The 17,999-nt window shown below is 44.0% G+C and carries 15 protein-coding genes; 12 read left to right on the forward strand and 3 right to left on the reverse strand.

The window, feature by feature from the left end:
- The first annotated feature begins 267 nt into the window (after positions 1–267).
- The 7 genes from N0M92_RS17080 to N0M92_RS17110 all read left to right on the forward strand — a co-directional run bounded on the left by N0M92_RS17080 (position 268) and on the right by N0M92_RS17110 (position 10,129).
- Positions 268–543, forward strand: a complete 276-nt coding sequence (locus N0M92_RS17080) for a heterocycloanthracin/sonorensin family bacteriocin (RefSeq protein WP_125160522.1) — start codon at positions 268–270, stop codon at positions 541–543.
- Between the two features lie 150 nt (positions 544–693).
- Positions 694–2,643, forward strand: coding sequence for a putative thiazole-containing bacteriocin maturation protein (locus tag N0M92_RS17085; RefSeq protein WP_260286935.1), 1,950 nt, complete (start codon positions 694–696; stop codon positions 2,641–2,643).
- Entirely contained in the window at positions 2,640–4,583 is a 1,944-nt protein-coding gene (locus N0M92_RS17090) for a TOMM precursor leader peptide-binding protein (protein ID WP_260286936.1), read from the forward strand. Before N0M92_RS17085 ends, N0M92_RS17090 begins: the two co-directional genes overlap by 4 nt.
- Positions 4,584–4,606: 23 nt before the next feature.
- Entirely contained in the window at positions 4,607–6,178 is a 1,572-nt protein-coding gene (locus tag N0M92_RS17095; protein ID WP_260286937.1) for a SagB family peptide dehydrogenase, read from the forward strand.
- A gap of 428 nt (positions 6,179–6,606) precedes the next feature.
- A complete protein-coding gene (gene pdxR / locus N0M92_RS17100; protein ID WP_260286938.1) occupies positions 6,607–8,037 on the forward strand; it encodes a MocR-like pyridoxine biosynthesis transcription factor PdxR in 1,431 nt (476 codons plus the stop codon).
- A 927-nt stretch (positions 8,038–8,964) separates the two neighbouring features.
- Positions 8,965–9,162: a M48 family metalloprotease gene (locus tag N0M92_RS17105; protein ID WP_260286939.1), complete on the forward strand. Its 198-nt coding sequence runs from the start codon at positions 8,965–8,967 to the stop codon at positions 9,160–9,162.
- Between the two features lie 517 nt (positions 9,163–9,679).
- Positions 9,680–10,129, forward strand: coding sequence for a YfmQ family protein (locus N0M92_RS17110; protein ID WP_260286940.1), 450 nt, complete (start codon positions 9,680–9,682; stop codon positions 10,127–10,129).
- Positions 10,130–10,219: 90 nt separating this feature from the next.
- On the opposite strand, the gene N0M92_RS17115 is transcribed toward N0M92_RS17110, so the two are convergent.
- The 3 genes from N0M92_RS17115 to N0M92_RS17125 form a co-directional block, all read right to left on the reverse strand.
- Positions 10,220–11,098: a MurR/RpiR family transcriptional regulator gene (locus tag N0M92_RS17115; protein ID WP_260286941.1), complete on the reverse strand. Its 879-nt coding sequence runs from the start codon at positions 11,096–11,098 to the stop codon at positions 10,220–10,222.
- Positions 11,099–11,204: 106 nt separating this feature from the next.
- Positions 11,205–11,897: an N-acetylmannosamine-6-phosphate 2-epimerase gene (locus N0M92_RS17120; RefSeq protein WP_260286942.1), complete on the reverse strand. Its 693-nt coding sequence runs from the start codon at positions 11,895–11,897 to the stop codon at positions 11,205–11,207.
- Between the two features lie 31 nt (positions 11,898–11,928).
- Positions 11,929–13,464: a maltose/glucose-specific PTS transporter subunit IIC gene (locus N0M92_RS17125; RefSeq protein WP_260286943.1), complete on the reverse strand. Its 1,536-nt coding sequence runs from the start codon at positions 13,462–13,464 to the stop codon at positions 11,929–11,931.
- A 404-nt stretch (positions 13,465–13,868) separates the two neighbouring features.
- Here N0M92_RS17125 and N0M92_RS17130 point away from each other — a divergent pair, with 404 nt between their 5' ends.
- The 5 genes from N0M92_RS17130 to N0M92_RS17150 all read left to right on the forward strand — a co-directional run bounded on the left by N0M92_RS17130 (position 13,869) and on the right by N0M92_RS17150 (position 17,999).
- Positions 13,869–14,174: a DUF2294 domain-containing protein gene (locus N0M92_RS17130; protein WP_081113038.1), complete on the forward strand. Its 306-nt coding sequence runs from the start codon at positions 13,869–13,871 to the stop codon at positions 14,172–14,174.
- 192 nt (positions 14,175–14,366) lie between these two features.
- Positions 14,367–15,404 (forward strand): ABC transporter substrate-binding protein, encoded by a 1,038-nt coding sequence (locus tag N0M92_RS17135; RefSeq protein ID WP_260286944.1) that lies wholly within the window; start codon positions 14,367–14,369, stop codon positions 15,402–15,404.
- A gap of 21 nt (positions 15,405–15,425) precedes the next feature.
- Positions 15,426–16,355 (forward strand): nucleoside hydrolase, encoded by a 930-nt coding sequence (locus N0M92_RS17140; RefSeq protein WP_260286945.1) that lies wholly within the window; start codon positions 15,426–15,428, stop codon positions 16,353–16,355.
- Positions 16,356–16,379: 24 nt separating this feature from the next.
- Positions 16,380–17,204 carry an ABC transporter permease gene (locus N0M92_RS17145; RefSeq protein ID WP_260286946.1) on the forward strand — a complete coding sequence of 275 codons (825 nt, stop codon included), beginning with the start codon at positions 16,380–16,382 and terminating at the stop codon, positions 17,202–17,204.
- 6 nt (positions 17,205–17,210) lie between these two features.
- Positions 17,211–17,999, forward strand: coding sequence for an ABC transporter permease (locus N0M92_RS17150; protein ID WP_192206492.1), 789 nt, complete (start codon positions 17,211–17,213; stop codon positions 17,997–17,999).

Consider the following 17,999-nt stretch of genomic DNA (forward strand, 5'->3'; position numbering starts at 1 on the left):
TACATAAAAGATCGTCCTATTGAAATAAGGAAAACAAGAAAACCGGAAGGGTGTTAACCTTCTGGTTTTCTTTTTTTTCAGTGATCGTCCAGGTATTCATCGTAAACGCCTTTGCTGAAATTAGGCGCTATAATCAGTGGCAATACCCACTCCCCTGACATATTTTGTTGGAGGAAGTATTTGACGTGGTATCAATTCCCTGACCATTTCGTTCAGATTTCCTGTTCTAAGTACTACCTTATAAATAATAAACGGAGGTTATATAATATGTATGAATTTCAAAATCAATTGCAAAACCTGTATGTCGATGATTTCCAGGTGACTCAGCCAGTTCCTTGGGATCAAAGCCAGTTCCAGCCAGGATATTCTGCTGACGATTCCCGACTCATTGGTTTCGGTTTTGGTTGTTTTGGTTGCCTTGGTTGCTTTATTGGGGGCTGTGGGTTCGGTCGTTGCGGAGGTTGCGGAGGTTGTGGGTTCCGTTGCGGAGGTTGCGGACGCTGCGGAGGTTGCGGCGGTCGTTGCGGACGTTGCGGCGGTTAAGTATCCAGATTTTCTAAAAGGAAGTCCCTGCATGTACAGGGACTTTTCTTTATTGCATTAGACATAAGGGACAAATTGTTGTACATAGGATTAAAGTGAAGTGCTGTGCTAATAGCAGTACTTAAAATGCATCGGGTTAGGAGGAGCGGAATGGTGAATTTGACCCCTTCTATGCGTTTGAAGGTGAAGAGAGATACGTTTTTTCTTCCGGAACCGAATAGAGGTGTGTATTTCAGGAATAACATAAGTTCGTTCCGTATGGAGGGCGGCTCGATCGTCCAGTGGATTGAAAAGCTATTACCGATGTTCAACGGAAACCATACATTGGGCGAGTTGACGGATGGATTGCCTGGCCCATACCGGAACAGGGTGATGGAAATTGCCGAGGTTTTGTACGGCAATGGGTTTGTACGGGATGTAAGTCAGGACAGTCCCCATCAATTGAGGAATCAAGTACTTGAAAGATATGCTTCACAAATTGAGTTCCTGGAAAGCTGCGGCGATTCCGGGGCTTACCGTTTTGAAACTTATCGAAAGAAGAAGGCGTTGGCCATAGGCTCTGGCCCATTGTTCCTTTCATTGGTGTCCTCGCTGTTGGAATCCGGATTGCCCGCATTCCAAATCTTCATTACGGACACGGTACCGACCAATAGAAAAAGATTGAATGAAATCGTGGCGCATGCGCGTAAGACGGACGACGAGGTTTCCATAGGGGAGGTCGTGCTTGAAAAGGGAGAAGAGATTGAATGGCAGGAAATCGTGCAGCCTTTTGACACGATTTTATATGTGTCACAAGAGGGTGATATAGAGGAGTTAAGAGAACTTCATTCGGTTTGCAGGCAAGGGAAAAAGATCCTGTTTCCTGCATTGATCATCAATCAAGTAGGTATGGCTGGTCCGCTTGTCCATCCGGATTCCAAGGGGTGTTGGGAGTCTGCTTGGCGTCGTTTACATCAAGCTGAACTGGAAAAGAATCAGGCACCATCTTCCTTTTCCGCGACAGCCGGAGCGATGTTGGCCAATATAATGGTATTCGAATGGTTTAAAGAGGCTACAGGCGTTACGACAGCAGAACAAGCCAATCATTTTTATCTGTTGGATATGGATACAATGGAGGGAAAATGGCATCCATTCATTCCCCACCCGGGAGTGACGGGAAAGGGGGCTGCTGCATGGATTGAAGATTTTGATCAGCGGCTCGAACAGAAATCGGAACCGAGTAAGCCGGGTAAGGTGTTTATGTATTTCAGCCGATTGACATCCTCGGAATCCGGGATCTTTCATCGTTGGGATGAGGGAGATTTAAAACAGCTGCCGTTGGCCCAATGCCGAGTTCAGGTTGTTGATCCGCTGTCGTCGGGTCCGGCCGAACTGCTGCCCGAAATCATCCGTTCAGATCTGACGCATGAGGAAGCGAGAAGGGAATCCGGTCTTTCAGGAGTTGAAGCATATGTATCCCGAACACTCAGCCAGCTCATTCCGACTCTTACACCGCTTCAGGGGGCAGAAGATATAAAGGAGTCGGTCGTCGGTATCGGAGCAGGGGAAACATTTGCTGAATGTGTATGCCGTGGGCTGCAAAGCTATTTGGATAAAGAGCTTGACAATAAGCGGTTCAACCAGGAGAAACTCGTGTCGGTGCAGTTGGCCCAAGTGGAAGATGAACGCTGCAGGTATTATCTACAAGCGCTGACCCGTCTGCAAGGAGAACCGATCATCGCGTTGGGTGAGGAAGTGTCCGGTTTCCCGGTAGTTTGGGCAGGAACGAGCGACGGCTGGTCCGGAGCTGTCGGTTTGAATGTAACGATCGCATTACGGAACGCGTTGCAAAAGGCCGTCATGAAAGTCCAAAACCAGACCGTTTGCCTCACAGCTCCAGATTTAGTGGCATCGCCTGTTCTTAAGGAAGAAAAGCCCTTGAATCTTGTGATTCCTTCGTGCGGAGTGACGGGGAATTCCGAGATATTAAAATCCGCCATTCAAGTCTTGAAGAAGAATAAGAAGCGAATCTTCGTTTTCGAATTAGAACTGGAAACTTATTTGAAGGAAGAAATGGCAGGAGTGTTTGGGGTGCTTTTGCGAGAGGAGGAATCAGGGTGAAAACTGACGTATTGGTTGTCGGGGAAGGAGTGCTGGCCGACCATGTTCATGGAGACCTGTCCGGCCAATATCAGGTGAATCGCCAAAACGATTTCGAGGCAGGAATACCGCAAACGACGGCAATTGTCCTTCTGTTGCAAGATGCCTGGAATCCAGCTGTCCATTTAAAGGCGGAAGAGGTGATAAGGCAAGCGGGCATTCCATGGCTGCGGGGGTTCGTTTCATTTGGAGAGGGAGTGATAGGTCCGTTGGTGCGCCCGGATGTTCCTGGCTGCTCACAATGTGCGGACCAAAGGCATCTCATGGCCGGGCGTGATCGAAAAGAAATGTGGGAAATCCGCAAACAGCTGGAGGAAAATGGGGGGATGGATCGTGATGCGGCTGCATCACGCACAGGCCTTTTACAGATGGCCCACTTGATTTGTGCAGAGGTAAGGAAGGCGATGAAAGGAGAACGCGCCTGTTCGGAAGGGCGTGTATCAATCATCAACTTGAAAACGCTGAATGGCTCGTGGCACTCATTTTTACCAGATCCATTGTGTCTGGTTTGCTCAACGTTACCTGATGACTCGAAGGAGCGTGCCAGGATTACGTTACAGCCAAGTCCGAAAATCAGTCCCGACAGTTACCGTACTCGTTCAATGGAAGACCTGAATGAAGTTCTGGCCAAGGATTACTTGGACCATCGCACAGGTTTCTTGAATAATAAAATGATTGACCTTGTGCCGCCATTTGCCGATGTAAGTGTTAATTTGCCTTTATTCATAGGAGATGAGGGGGCGGCAGGCCGTACTCTCTCATATGCGGCCAGTGAGATGACGGCCATATTGGAGGGATTGGAAAGATATTGCGGTATGGAGCCCCGCGGTAAACGGACAGTCATACATGACAGTTACAACAACCTTAAGGATTTTGCGCTCGATCCGATCAGGATAGGGGTACACTCGAAGGAAAATTATGCACAGAGGGATTTCCCGTTTCAACCGTTTAATCCTGACCGCTCGATAGATTGGGTATGGGGCCACTCATTTTTGCAAGAGCGGCCGATCTTGGTCCCGGAATTGCTTTCCTATTACAGCTTGGGCTGCGGTCAGGGGTTTGTCTATGAAACCTCCAATGGCTGTGCTTTAGGGGGAAGCTTGGAGGAGTCCATTTTCTACGGCATCATGGAAGTGGTCGAACGTGATTCGTTTCTTCTGACCTGGTATGCGCAGCTGCCGCTCACACGTCTTGACCCTTATTCTGCAAATGATAAAGAACTGGAATTGATGATTGACAGGGCGAGGGCGGCAGCAGGGTATGATATCCATTTGTTTAATTCGACCATGGAACATGGTATCCCGAGCGTATGGGCGTTGGCTAAAAACAGGAAACAAAAAGGATTGAATATCATATGTGCGGCAGGGGCCCATCTGGACCCGATCCGGGCCGTGAAAAGCGCGGTCTTCGAGTTGGCTGGCATGATGCTGACACTTGACGATAATTTGGAAGAGAATCTGGATGAGGTTAAGAAAATGCTGCATGATTCTTCACTGGTACGGAAAATGGATGATCATGGCATGCTGTACGGTTTACCGCAAGCCGAAGAGCGACTGCAGTTTCTGCTGGATGATGACCGCCCGATGCGAACATTCGCTGAAGAATACGGGGAAAAGGTGAACCATCCGGACTTGACGGAAGACTTGCAGGAAATCCTTCAGGAGTTTCGCCGACTGCAACTCGAGGTGATTGTGGTGGATCAGACGACACCGGAAATTGCACGAAATGGATTACATTGCGTGAAAGTGCTGATACCGGGGATGCTGCCGATGACATTCGGCCATCATCTTACCCGCATAACGGGGCTTGAGAGAATACTGAGGGTTCCGATGGAACTTGGATATGCTGAACGGCGGCTTGAATTCGAACAGCTCAATCCGCATCCGCATCCTTTTCCATAAGCGGTGATTTAGGAGGTTGGAGGATGAGTCTAGAAGCATTTTTGCACAATTTGCATTTTGATATCGAAAAGGCAAGTCCGCCGGATTGGGAAGTGGATTGGGAGGATGCACCGCTGACGTATAAGCTTTACCGTGACTTGCCTGTTTTTCCGCTATCACTGGAGGTGCCGCTGACGCTGGAGGGTTGCAGCGGGCCTTCAAAACAGGACCTTAAAGGAATCGGTCATTTCCTCTGGTATGCATATGGCCTGACCCAAGTCAGTCAGGTATCGATCTCCTCGGAACCTGCGGACCTCATGCAGTCATTCCGGCGTTTTCCGCCATCAGGGGGAGCTTTGTATCCAAGCGAATTGTACGTGTATTTGAAGATGGAGGGATTACCTGCTGGTGTATACCATTATGATGCGGCACACCACCGGCTGGTATTGCTGCGGGAAGGGAATTTTGATTCATATATAACAAAAGCTCTTGGTGAAAACTTTGATATGTCCGCATGCTTTGGCACGGTTTTTGTATCGACGATGTTTTGGAAAAACTTCTACAAATATAATAACTTTTCATATCGTCTGCAAGGTCTGGATGCAGGTGTGCTTCTTGGACAGTTGCTCGAAGTGGCGAAACGATTTGGAATCGCAGCTGGGGTGTGCTTCCAGTTCCTTGATCGGGCCATCAATCACCTTCTCGGGCTTTCCGATGAGGAAGAGAGCACATATGCGGTGATCCCCTTATCGGCAGACCCCGCATTTTGGTGTCCTGATGAAAGTAATAGTAACGGACCTGTCACTTCGACGGAATTATTGCCGGAATTGCCGGGCATTCAGCCTGAACACTATGTTCGGTCGCAAAGAATCAGGGAATTTCCGATGCTGACTAAACTGAATGCAGCATCCCTGATCGAATCCACCCAATCATTCCGGCGGATCAGTCCGAGGAATGGGACGAAATCCGAAGGACATTTTGTAGCCCTTCCTATCGTGAAGCGGCTGTCCTATGACTTGGCATCAGTTTGCCGGAAGCGGTTTTCACCTGAAATGGACTTCGCACTCGGGAAAGTCAGTCAATGGCAGCTGGCTTCTCTCCTGCAGGAGGCAACCGCTTCGTTCTCCTATCGAAATGACTTGGATGGAAGAAACGTGAACGATGAACATCGCGTTTCATTATATGCTTGTTTGTATAATGTGGAAGACATACAAGATGGTGCATACCAATACGACAGCACGACACATACATTGCAACAGATACAATCGGGAGATCAGCGGGTCCGATTGCAATACGGAATGTCCCTCGATATCATGAATTTTCAGCAAGTGCCAATCTGCATACATGTAGTTGGCGATCGGGACCATTCCAAAACGCAACTTGGATATAGAGGATACCGCATCCAGCAAATGGAGGCGGGGATGCTCGTTCAGAAATTACTGCTAGCTTCGTCAGCCCTCGGAATGAACGGGCACCCGCTGCTCGGCTTTGATGTGAAAATGTGTGATGAACTTTACAAGATCGGTGATGGTCCTCAAGGAAAAACGAGCCTGATCCAAATCCCGATCGGCCATCATCGGAATCGTCCCTGGCTGAAGGGAAGTTTGCACAGTTAAAAATGTAACGATAGCCTTCATTCCTTTTAAAGAATGAAGGCCGTTTCTATTCAATGAGGAAAATCCGATTATTAATAAAGGCACTTTTCGTTAAGATTGTTGTTTTTAAAACGAAACGATTTAAGGTTGATTGGAGTGGAAGTGCGAGACTCCTGCGGGAGCACCGCCCGCCCCGCGGAAAGCGAGCATCTGGAAGGGAAATCAACCGCATCTCATTAGTTGGAAAATGGCAACAAAGTATGCGAAAACAGCCTTAATAAAAAACTGGAACTTGAAAAATGGTATAGCTTCCAACCTAAGAGTGCAATAATCCCGGCCGAGGATTATACTGATATAAAAGGTTTTACCATTTAAGGGAATGAATAAGTAGATAAAAAAGCCAATAATTTGGAACGCTTTTAACAAAACCAATTTAAAGGATGTAGCTTATGGAATGGAGAACGGATAGAAAATCCAAGGAGCCTTTATATAAACAAATAGCTGGTTATATTGAGAGTGGTATTGCTGATGGAACATTTTTACTAGATAAGCCGTTACCTTCTGAGCGCTTCTTGGCACATGAACTGGGGGTTAACAGAAGTACAGTTGTAGCAGCTTATGATGAATTGGAAGCAAATGGGTTAGTTGAACGAAAAAAAGGAAGCGGAACGATGATCAGCAAGGATATATGGGGAATCAACAGAAAACGTATGCCTAGTTGGAATAGATATATCGAAGCTGGTTCATTTTTACCCAATTTGCCGGTAACCCAAAGAATACGTAAAGAAACGGAAGGAAATAATCTAATAAACTTAGCTAGTGGGGAGGTTTCAGAGGACTTATTTCCGGTCCAATCCTTACGTGAAATCATTTCGAATAGGTCCTTTATTGGAAGTTTAGGTTATGATCACCCCCAGGGCAATGCAGTTTTAAGGGGCACAATTACTAATCATGTAAAACAGTATAGAAAAATTGATACTCATCCATCTTCCATACTCATTACCTCTGGTGCACAGCAAGCCATACATCTCGTTGTCCAATGCCTGCTAAAGCCAGGCGATGCCGTTGCATTGGAAGATCCTTCATACGGCTACAACCTTCCCATTTTTCAATCCGCAGGACTAAGAACTTTTCTTTTACCAGTTGATAAGGATGGCATCAACCCAGAGGATTTACTAGCCCTACATAAAAAACATCGAATCAGGATGATATTTTTGAACCCTGTTTTTCAAAACCCAACAGGAACTGTACTTCATATCAACCGACGTAAAAGGATTCTAGAGATTTCATCCGAATATGGAATACCGGTTGTAGAAGACGATCCATATAGTTTAACTTCCTTTTCTGGGGAAAAAATCTCTACTCTTAAATCGATGGACAACAACGGAAATGTTTTATATATAAGCTCTTTGTCAAAAATTGTTGCTTCTGGCTTAAGAATTGGCTGGATAATAGGACCGAAACCAGTTATAGAGAGACTGTCCGATGCTAAGCAGCAGGTTGACTTCGGCCATGGCTCCTTCACTCAATGGATAGCAAATGATTTTTTGGATTCAGAGTATTTTCCTGCCCATATTACTTATTTAAGAGAGCAGCTAGAAAAAAGAAGGGATGCAATAGTTTCGAGTCTTAACGAATTCCTGCATAAAGAAGTTGAGTATTTTTCTCCAAATGGTGGAATTCATTTGTGGTGTAAGCTGAAGGTGCCTTTGAACGAAATAAAGTTACTGGAGGAATCTATCAAAAGAGGAGTTATATACGTTCCTGGTTCAACATTAGGTACAAATAAGGAATATGTACGCTTTACTTTTGCAAGGGAAAATGAGGCTTCCATTCACGAAGGCATCAAAAGGTTTGCAGAGGCTGTAAAAAGTTTATAAGGATCTTCTCAGACTGTAGACAAACTCGACTTTCATTGAGTTTGTCTGCAGTCTTTGATTGTACAACTAGATGTGGATTTCCGTTCCAGGCACTCGCTTTCCGCGGGCGGTCCGGGAGCCTCCTCGACGCTTCGCGCCTGCGGGGTCTCCCCAAGACGCGCTTTTCCCGCAGGAGTCTCGCGCCTTCCTCTCCAATCCACTTTGTTTTACCAGTAAGATAGAGCTTCTTTTGTCTACAGTCTTTTTATGGATTGTACAACTTAGATGTTGATTTCCGCTCCAGGCACTCGCTTTCCGCGGGCGGTCGGGGAGCCTCCTCGACGCTTCGCGCCTGCGGGGTCTCCCCAAGACGCGCTTTTCCCGCAGGAGTCTCGCGCCTTTCGTTCCAATCCACTTTGTTTTACCAGTAAGATAGAGCTTCTTTTGTCTACAGTCTTTTTATGGATTGTACAACTTAGATGTTGATTTCCGCTCCAGGCACTCGCTTTCCGCGGGCGGTCGGCGAGCCTCCTCGACGCTTCGCGCCTGCGGGGTCTCCCCAAGACGCGCTTTTCCCGCAGGAGTTTCGCGCCTTTCGTTCCAATCCACTTTGTTTTACCTTTTAGATCGAACCCTTTTGCCTAGAGTCTTTGAATAGAATCATGTTTAGAAAGCATTCTCATCTCTAAAACAATAGTCTTTGCACCTTTCTATGTATATGAACGAGAATTCAGCAAGTGGATGGTGGAAATTTCACTTAATTGGATGGTCCTAAAATTGGCTGTTCTTTTTATTATAGAGAAGTAGGGTTTTCTAATATATTTACGATGAGCGATCGACCTGCCAATCAGGAACGATTTTTTGTGTAGTTTCACTACGATATACGATGAGAATCGGAATAATTTGAAATGGCTCAAGGAAATGGGTAATAATATGGGGAGGCATTGGATGATGACGATAAGTATAGTATTAGTAGTAGCCATTAGTTTAGTTGCCTTGGTTGGGACCCTTTCGCTAGCGGGGAAGAGTGATAGTGATTATTCCGCGGCAACGAGAGGGAATTTGTTGAACCTTAGTTATATTTATATAGGTCTTGCCCTAATATTAACTGTGGGCATCGTCTACTTCGTAATAAAATTAGCCTAAGATATCACGTGAATGATTGCTATAATAGCATATCAAAATGTATATAGGCTTAATTTATAAAACTCATGTTTTGTACGAGTGATATAAGACATACTCTATTTGCAGGGAATTGTGAATTTGTTCACATATGTGGCGGAAATGTGAACGAAATAATCTGATTGATACGTGAAAAAATCACCATTGCAAGCTGGGTGAACAAGAAACACGGGAATAGAACGGTCACTTCAAAGAAAACCTGACCGCCTCTTTCAATTAAACATGAAATTAGGCTCTTTTCGTTAAGGTTGTTGTTTTTAAAACGAGACTATTTAAGGTTGATTGGAGTGGAAGTGCGAGACTCCTGCGGGAGCGGCGGGACAGGTGAGACCCCACAGGCGTTTACGCCGAGGAGGCTCACCGCCCGCCCCGCGGAAAGCGAGCATCTGAAGGGGAAATCAACCACACCGCATTACTTGGTAAATAGCAACAAAGTATGCGAAAACAGCTTTAAATTATAACGTAGCGGAGATGATGAAATATGACAGTGCCTGTATTGATTTTGACTATTATCTTAGGTTTGCTTAAATTATTAGTTACCTGCCTACCAACTGATGCAGTGAATTGGATTCTGAGTAAATTTAAAATACATTCGGAAATTAGTGGCGAGAATGCAATCGTAACCTATGATGGAAATAGTTTGGAAGGTGAAGACAAAGTTCAAGTAATAAATTATTTTAACGAAGCTAAGTTTTTGAAAAAGAATCATATATTCCCAGGGAACGAGGAATTGTTTTTACATCCAGAGAACAGTGGGATTCCAATAATGATTGATACTAAAAGAGGAAAAAGCGATGTTCGATTATTTGTGTACATTTACAACGACCATGTGGATGTAGTCAAACAGTACAAGAATAAAGTAGTTGCGTATAGTCTTCTTTCCGAGAGGCTCCAAGAACGTTCCATGCCAGTCATAAGGAATTTAGTTTAAAAGGAATATATAAAGTGGACTGCATCCCAATTGTTAGTAACAGACAAGCATTGGCGATGCAGTTTTTTATATTAACGGATCGGACAAAAGTCAGTCGTTCTCGGTCAATACCTTTAAAGTCTTTTCCCTGATGCTTATCCTTTTTTTATAATCTTTAGCGACCAACTCCGTATATATTAAATCAAAAAGTAATAGCAGCGGAAGCAATGGAGAAATGTTTTGCCCCATATGCATGCTGTTCTTACTCGTGACCAATAGCGATATATCGCCAAGCTGTGAGAGCTCGGACTTCTTATCTCCAGTAAAAATCAAGATGCGTGAGCCTTGCTTCTTTGCAATTTTTACTGCAGAAATCACTTCTTTCGTTGTTCCGGAAATGGAAATGCCGATGACAACGCTATTCTCGTTACTTAAAGCTGCATCCATCATTGACTGATGGGGATCTGTAATGGCTTCAACAGTTAAGCCGATACGGAAAAACTTGGACTTGAACTCCTGGGCCGCTATACCTGAACTCCCTATTCCATAAACATGAATCTTATTTGCCTGTGTAAGGTAAGATACAGCTTTTTGGATATCGTCATATGTGGTTATATGAAAGGTATTATCAATGATACCTAAGTGATCTTGATACAGTTTAGCGAAATAATCCACCTGCCTGATGTTCTTCATATTTTTCGGTGTATTGCGGAGATCCACGAACCTTTTTAACTCATGCTTGAACTCATTGAACCCGGAAAAGGCTAATTTCTGGCAAAAACGTGTAATGGTTGCAGGTGAAATATGAAGCTTTTTAGCTATTTGACTAATGGTTAACTGACTTACTTCTTCAGGGCGCTGCAGAATGTAATTGGCCAATTCTTCTTCTGTTTTGGTGAATTTGTCCATGCTGCACTCAATGCCATATATGAGGTTTTCTGCGAGATATTCCATTTGATCACCCATTTCAAATTTCTTATATGTATTCATAGTTTAATGTATCCATTAGGGACGTCAATAACCGAATGATCCATGAATCGTAAAAAAGACCCAAACTGTTTCCAGTCTGGGTCTTTTCATTACTATGTGCAGCGTTCTATTCTTGGATGGCATCCACGAATCTTTTAGTGATTTGCTGCGGTCTGGTAATGGCACCTCCCACTACTACTGCATGGACATTCATATCCAATACAGAGCGGGCGATTTCCGGTGTTATGACATTTCCTTCCGCGATCACTTTCGCTTTTTTCACTGCTTTTACGATCTCTTTGAGCACAGCATAGTCATCCTGATATATTTTCTGGCCGAACGTTTCGTCCGTATAGCCGTATAAAGTGGGCGCTACGATATCGAATCCTAAATTGTCAGCGAATATGGCTTCCTCAATGGTGGATACATCGGCCATTAGTAAAACATCTGGATATTTTGCTCTTATTTCACCATAAAACTGCTTTAACGTTTTACCGTCCGGTCTTATCCGGGATGTAGCATCCGTCGCAATGATTTCCGCTTTGGTTTCCATCAATGCATCAATTTCGGCCATGGTGGGAGTGATGTAGACATCGTTTTGTCCATACACCTGTTTAATGATCCCTATGACTGGAAGGTCCACATTTTTCTTGATTTCCATTATGTCAGCTACAGAGTTTGCGCGAATGCACTTCGCACCGCCTTCCTTGGCAGCAATGGCCATGCGCCCCATAATAAACGAGCTGTGCAGTGGCTCATTCTCCAATGCTTGACATGATACAATTAAGCTTTTGTGAATTTTATCCAGCACCTGTTGCATGTTTAACACGTCCTTATCGTTATCTATGTTCTTAATGACCCAAGTATTCTTCCACTTCATTTTTGATGATCGTCACTTGGGGACCGTATACTATTTGAATGCCATTTCCTTTTTTTACGACGCCTTTAGAACCGGTTTGTTTAATGACGTCTTCTTTCACCAATGATTCATCCTTTACCGTGACGCGCAGACGGGTTGCACAGCAGTCGACTATATCGATATTTTCCTGTCCGCCTAGTCCATTCACGATGGTTTGGGTTCTCTCTGACGCGGTTACTTGTGCAACGGCGGCCTGTTCATCATCTTCACGGCCGACCACTTTCAAATTCTTCTTCCTGATCAAGAATTTAAAAGTGAAGTAGTATAGGAAAAACCATGGAATGCCGACGAGCAGTACATAAATCCAGTTTGTTTTACTGATACCCTGGAGTATCCCGAATAAAGTAAAATCAATAAATCCTCCAGAAAAGGTTTGACCGATCGTTATATTGAATATATCTGCCATCATGAAGGCAAGTCCGTCAAACAAGGCATGAATAACATAAAGGATCGGGGCGACAAACAAGAAACTGAATTCAAGCGGTTCGGTGATGCCTGTTAAGAAAGAGGTCAAGGCAGCTGAAAGAAGCAAGCCGGCCACGACTTTCTTATTTTTAGGTTTAGCGCAGTGATAAATGGCCAGTGCAGCGCCGGGTAAACCAAACATCATCGTGATGAACCGTCCGGACATGAACCGGGAAACACCCTCATAGTACTTGACGGTAGTCGGATCGGCCAATTGCGCAAAGAAGATATTCTGGGTCCCGCTTACAATCTGCCCTTTTATCTCCATCGTTCCGCCTAAAGCTGTTTGCCAGAAGGGAAGGTAGAAAATATGGTGCAACCCTAAAGGCCCGAGCATCCGTAATATGAAGCCGTAAAAGAAAGTCCCGATCGTACCTGTGCTCGTTACCAGCGCACCTAATTGGTTTATGAAAAGCTGGAAATAAGGCCATACGATAAAAAGCACGGCTCCAACCAAGATGGACGCGAAGGAAACGATGATCGGAATGAAACGGGAACCACCGAAAAACCCTAAAACTTGCGGAAGCTGGATTTTATTATATTTATTGTGTAAAAGTGCGGCAACGATACCTACTATGATACCGCCAAACACACCGGTCTCCAGTGTTTGGATCCCGACCGCCATTCCCTGTCCGGCACCTGCCAAATTATCTTTGGCAAGTTCCCCATTTATTTGAAGCAGTGCATTTATTGAACTGTTCATGACGAAGTAGCCAATCATGGCTGCCAGCGCTGCGGTCCCTTTATCCGAACGTGCCAATCCTACTGCAACACCTACGGCAAAAATGACCGGCAAGTTGCCGAATACGATGCTTCCTGCAGAACTCATGATCGTGAAAATGGCCTGCAGCCAAGCAAAGTCTAAAAATGGATAAGCTTCAACTGTATTTGGATTGGAAAGAGCGCCGCCAATACCCAGCAATAAACCGGCCGCTGGCAAAACGGCAATCGGGAGCATAAAAGATTTCCCGAATTGCTGCGCTTTCTCAAAAGCTTTCTTCATAATAATTCCTCCCTCATTTAACGAGCCTTTGATACTCTTTATTTTTGATCGCTCTATACTAGCTATATTAAATCCATATGATAGCGTTTTCAATGCGGTGCAAGGTTATATCAATTGTTTTCAATCTTGCGCTTATTTCTCTGAAAAAGTTTTCATTAATAGAAGTGCTGGATTGGATATTAAGTTATGTAATATATTGAAATTCCCGTATGCTTATTTTTATAATTCGTGTATTGGTGAGTAAATGTGCTATTTAATTAAAAAAAACATTTTTTTTGTGTGAAATCCGAATATTATCTTGTGTAATGAAGAAAAAGTATATATAATTACTTCAAACGATAGTTTGGCAGGTGATAGTCATCTTACCGATAAACTCTAACGAAACGAAGAAAGTGCTTTCTCATATGTATAATGAGGTATCGAAGGAATTGTTCGGCTTTGGTACGACGCTGCTGAAGGTCACGGTTGAGCAGAATGTGATTACATTCCAGGCCAAACATCGACGTGCCCCGCGCTCTGAAGCTTTGGAAGGGGAAGTTCCCAGCCTGAAGCAGGAGGTTGACTTCCATATGTCCCTGCTTTATAAAAAGAAATTGAAACAAAAGCTGGAAACGCAAACGAATTGGGATATTGAAGCTGTCCTGAGGGATTATGACTCAGCGACGCAGCTGGCATTCACCAATATTGTATTGAAGGAAAAAATCATCTAATCATATAAATGGATTTCACTTCGGATTTATCTGGAGGGAACGCCACTGGAGAACCAAAGGATAAGTTTTATCTTTGTTTACAAAGAAAAGACAATCTTGGGTAGAATTTCAATTCTATTTAAGATTGTCTTTTTTTACATTTATATCAGTAAAAAGGAAATTTTAAACAATATAATTTTGGAGGTTTGAATGATGAAAAAAATATTGATGATGTTATCGCTTTTCACATTAGTTTTAGCTGCATGCTCTTCAAAAGAGGATGGTAAGGGAAAACCAGCCAAATTAGTCGTTTCCACTTGGGGATTCGCCGATGATTTCTTCCGTCCGGAAGTTTATGAGCCATTTGAAAAGAAGCATAATGTAAAGATTGTTGTTGATTCAGGAAATAATGCAGATCGATTGAACAAAGTACGTCAAGCGAATAGTGATGTGGATGTTATCTATTTATCCGACTACTATGCACAGCAGGGCATCGATGAAGGGTTATTTGAGAAAGTCGACCATAGCAAAATTCCGAATATTGATAAGATATACGACAAAGCAAAAGCGCCTAATGGCGATGACTTTGGACCAGCCTATACGATTGCACAATTTGGCATTGCCTATAATCCCGATGAAGTGAGTAAACCGATCACATCTTGGAAAGATCTTTGGAGCAAGGATTTGGCAGGGAAGATCACGATCCCATCCATCACTTCAACAACTGGACCGATGTTTTTGGATGCCGCTTCAAAAGTTAGCGGAAGTGAAGAGTTCAATGAAGATAAAGCCTTCAATCAAATGAAAAAAATCATGCCGAATGCGGTTAAGGAATACGGGCAAACATCAGAGTTCGTCAACATGTTCTCACAAGGGGAAATCGCTGCAGGCCCGATCATGGAAATGTATTTTGGCGATTTACAGGAAGCCGTTCCCAATGCCAAGTTCATTTCCCCTGAAGAAGGCGGCTACGCAGTGATGAATACGGTGAATATTGTTAAAGCCAGCGATCAAAAAGAATTGGCCGGCGAATTCATGAATTACATCTTAAGCAAGGAAGTTCAGGAAAAATCAGCGAAAGCGAAAGTGGATTCTCCCGTCAATACGGAAGTCAAGCTCTCTGAAACCGAAGCGAAAGGCTTAACCTATGGCGATGACGTCATTAACAGCCTGCATGTATTGGACATGAAGTTTGTAAATGAAGACTCTAAACAATGGATCGATCGTTGGAATCGTGAGCTTACACACTAAGAAGGAAACGAGGTGTGCTTGATGAAGAAAAAAATGATTCTTGATGTGGATACTGGAATAGATGATGCGATCGGGATCATCCTTGCCGTGAAAAGCCGTCAATTCGACATATTGGCGGTAACGACAGTGAACGGGAATGTATCACTTGATACGGCCACATTGAATACATGCAAAATATTGGATTTATTGAGTGAACAGGACATTTCAGTCATAAAGGGGGCAGATAGCCCAATTATCAGAAGCCCCTTTTTTGAACACCGGGTCCATGGCGAAGACGGGATTGGCGGAGCCTTGAAGGATGTGCCAGTCAAAAAGCGGCCTGATGATGGATTTGCTTCTGATTTCATCATCAATTCCATTTTGAATTTTCCAGGTGAAGTGACGCTTGTCATGACGGGACCTCTTACGAATTTGGCATTAGCGGTGAAAAAATGTCCGCAAATCACCAAGCTCGTTAAAGAAGTCATTTTCATGGGCGGAGTCGTTCAAGGGGTTGGCAATGTCACGCCAACCTCCGAATATAACACGTATGTCGATCCTGAAGCAGCCAAAATCGTTTTACAGGCGGGATTCACGTCCATCACGCAAGTTGGTCTTGATGTCACGAGAAAGGTTCTATTGGGTGAAGAGCATATCCAATTGATTCAAAACCTTGAACTTGCTGACTATATAAGGGAAAGTACATCAGATTATCGGAAAAGGTATTTTGAACGTAACGGTATATGGGCATGTGCGATGCATGATCCATTGGCTGTTGCCATTGCTTTGCAAGAAGATCTTGTCAAAAGAGAAAAATATTATGTGGATGTTGAAACAAAGAGTGAGCTTTGTGACGGACAGATGGTTTGCGACTTTCAAAATAGGCTGATGAAGCCGCCAAATGCGCATGTTTGTCTGGATGTCGATGCCGAAGCGTTTTTCGACCTGTTCATTCGCATAATCAATTCATAAATCATACGAACAGGGGGTTCCGAGGTGAAAAAACGCTATCTATACCTGTTGCTGTTTCCAGGCGTTCTATTTTTAACGATTTTCATGATCATTCCAATCCTAATGACGATTGGCACGACATTTTTTAATGAAAGCGGCGGCTTTTCCATACAGGGGTATCTCGATTTTTTCCAAGATCGATACTTTATTGAAATTCTGCTGACGACACTTAGGGTGAGTCTGTTCACGACAATCATTTGCATTCTATTAGGATTTCCAGCAGCTTATTATATTTCAAAACTGAAACAACGAAAAAAAGCCATCATGCTTTTGCTGACGATCTTCCCGCTATTGACAAGCCCTGTGGTCCGCTCATTCAGCTGGATGGTGATCATCGGTAAAAATGGTGTGGTGAATAAATTGCTCATGGGCATCGGCTTGATTGAAAAGCCGCTTGATATTTTGTACACGCCTACGGCCATCATCATCGGATTGGTCCATTTATTCCTGCCATTGATCATCGTGACGCTGGTCGGTGTGATGGAGAACATCGAAACGGACTTATTAAAAGCGGCGGAGAGCCTTGGAGCATCAAGGTTGGCCGTATTCTCAAAAGTGGTCATCCCGCTTTCGGTCCCAGGTTTGGTCATTGGCAGCATCCTTGTTTTTGTAGGGAGCTTCACGGCCTATACAACGCCTGCTTTATTAGGCGGGAAACAACGGGTCATTTCAACATTTCTTTATCAAAACGCGATTACATTGAACGAATGGCAAGTGGCATCGATTGTCGCTACCATCATGATTGCGGTGACAGTCCTTATCATATCGATCATGAATGGTTTGGCAAAAAAATTAAATCCAAAGGGGTAGAGGTGTATGCAGGAAAAAAATCGAGGATTGGCCCTGTTTACTCTCCTGGTGTTCCTTTTTTTACTAGGGCCTTTGCTTATCATATCCGTTACGTCATTCGAAGGCGGAAATATTTTGAAGTTCCCGCCAGAAGAGTTTTCTTTAAGATGGTATGAAAATATTTTTAATGTGGAAATGTTTTTGGTCGCTTTTAAAACGTCCATCCTTGTTTCACTGGCAGGCAATCTTCTGGCACTGTTACTGGGAGTGCCGGCTGCCTATGCATTAAGCCGGTTTGATTTCAAAGGGAAAAGCGTGATTAATGCATTTTTCGTTTCTCCCATATTAATACCGGGAATTGTGCTCGGCTTTGCATTTTTACGTTATATTGTGGGGGCTTATCAGCTTCCGATTTATGCGGCACTGTTTGTGGGACATACTGTTATCATGCTGCCGTTCATCATCCGCGTGATTTCTTCAAGCTTATCAAACTTTGACTTTTCCATTGAAGAAGCGGCGGAGAGTCTCGGCGCCAGTAAACTGGGCACATTCTTTACAGTCGTCCTTCCGAATATAAAATCAGGAATTCTTGCGGCAGTCATGATCGCCTTCTTGGAATCCTTCAATAATGTGGACATTTCAGTTTATATGACAGGCCCTGGAGTAAGCACGTTTCCGATTCAAATGCTGACGTATGTAGAGAACTACTTCGATCCTACCATCTCGGCCATTTCCGTATTACTCATGTTCATAACGGCTTTCTTCATGTTTATAGTAGAACGGCTCATGGGATTGTCTTATTTCACAAAACGATAA

Source organism: Peribacillus aracenensis (genome assembly GCF_025175645.1).
Lineage (GTDB): Bacteria > Bacillota > Bacilli > Bacillales > DSM-1321 > Peribacillus > Peribacillus aracenensis.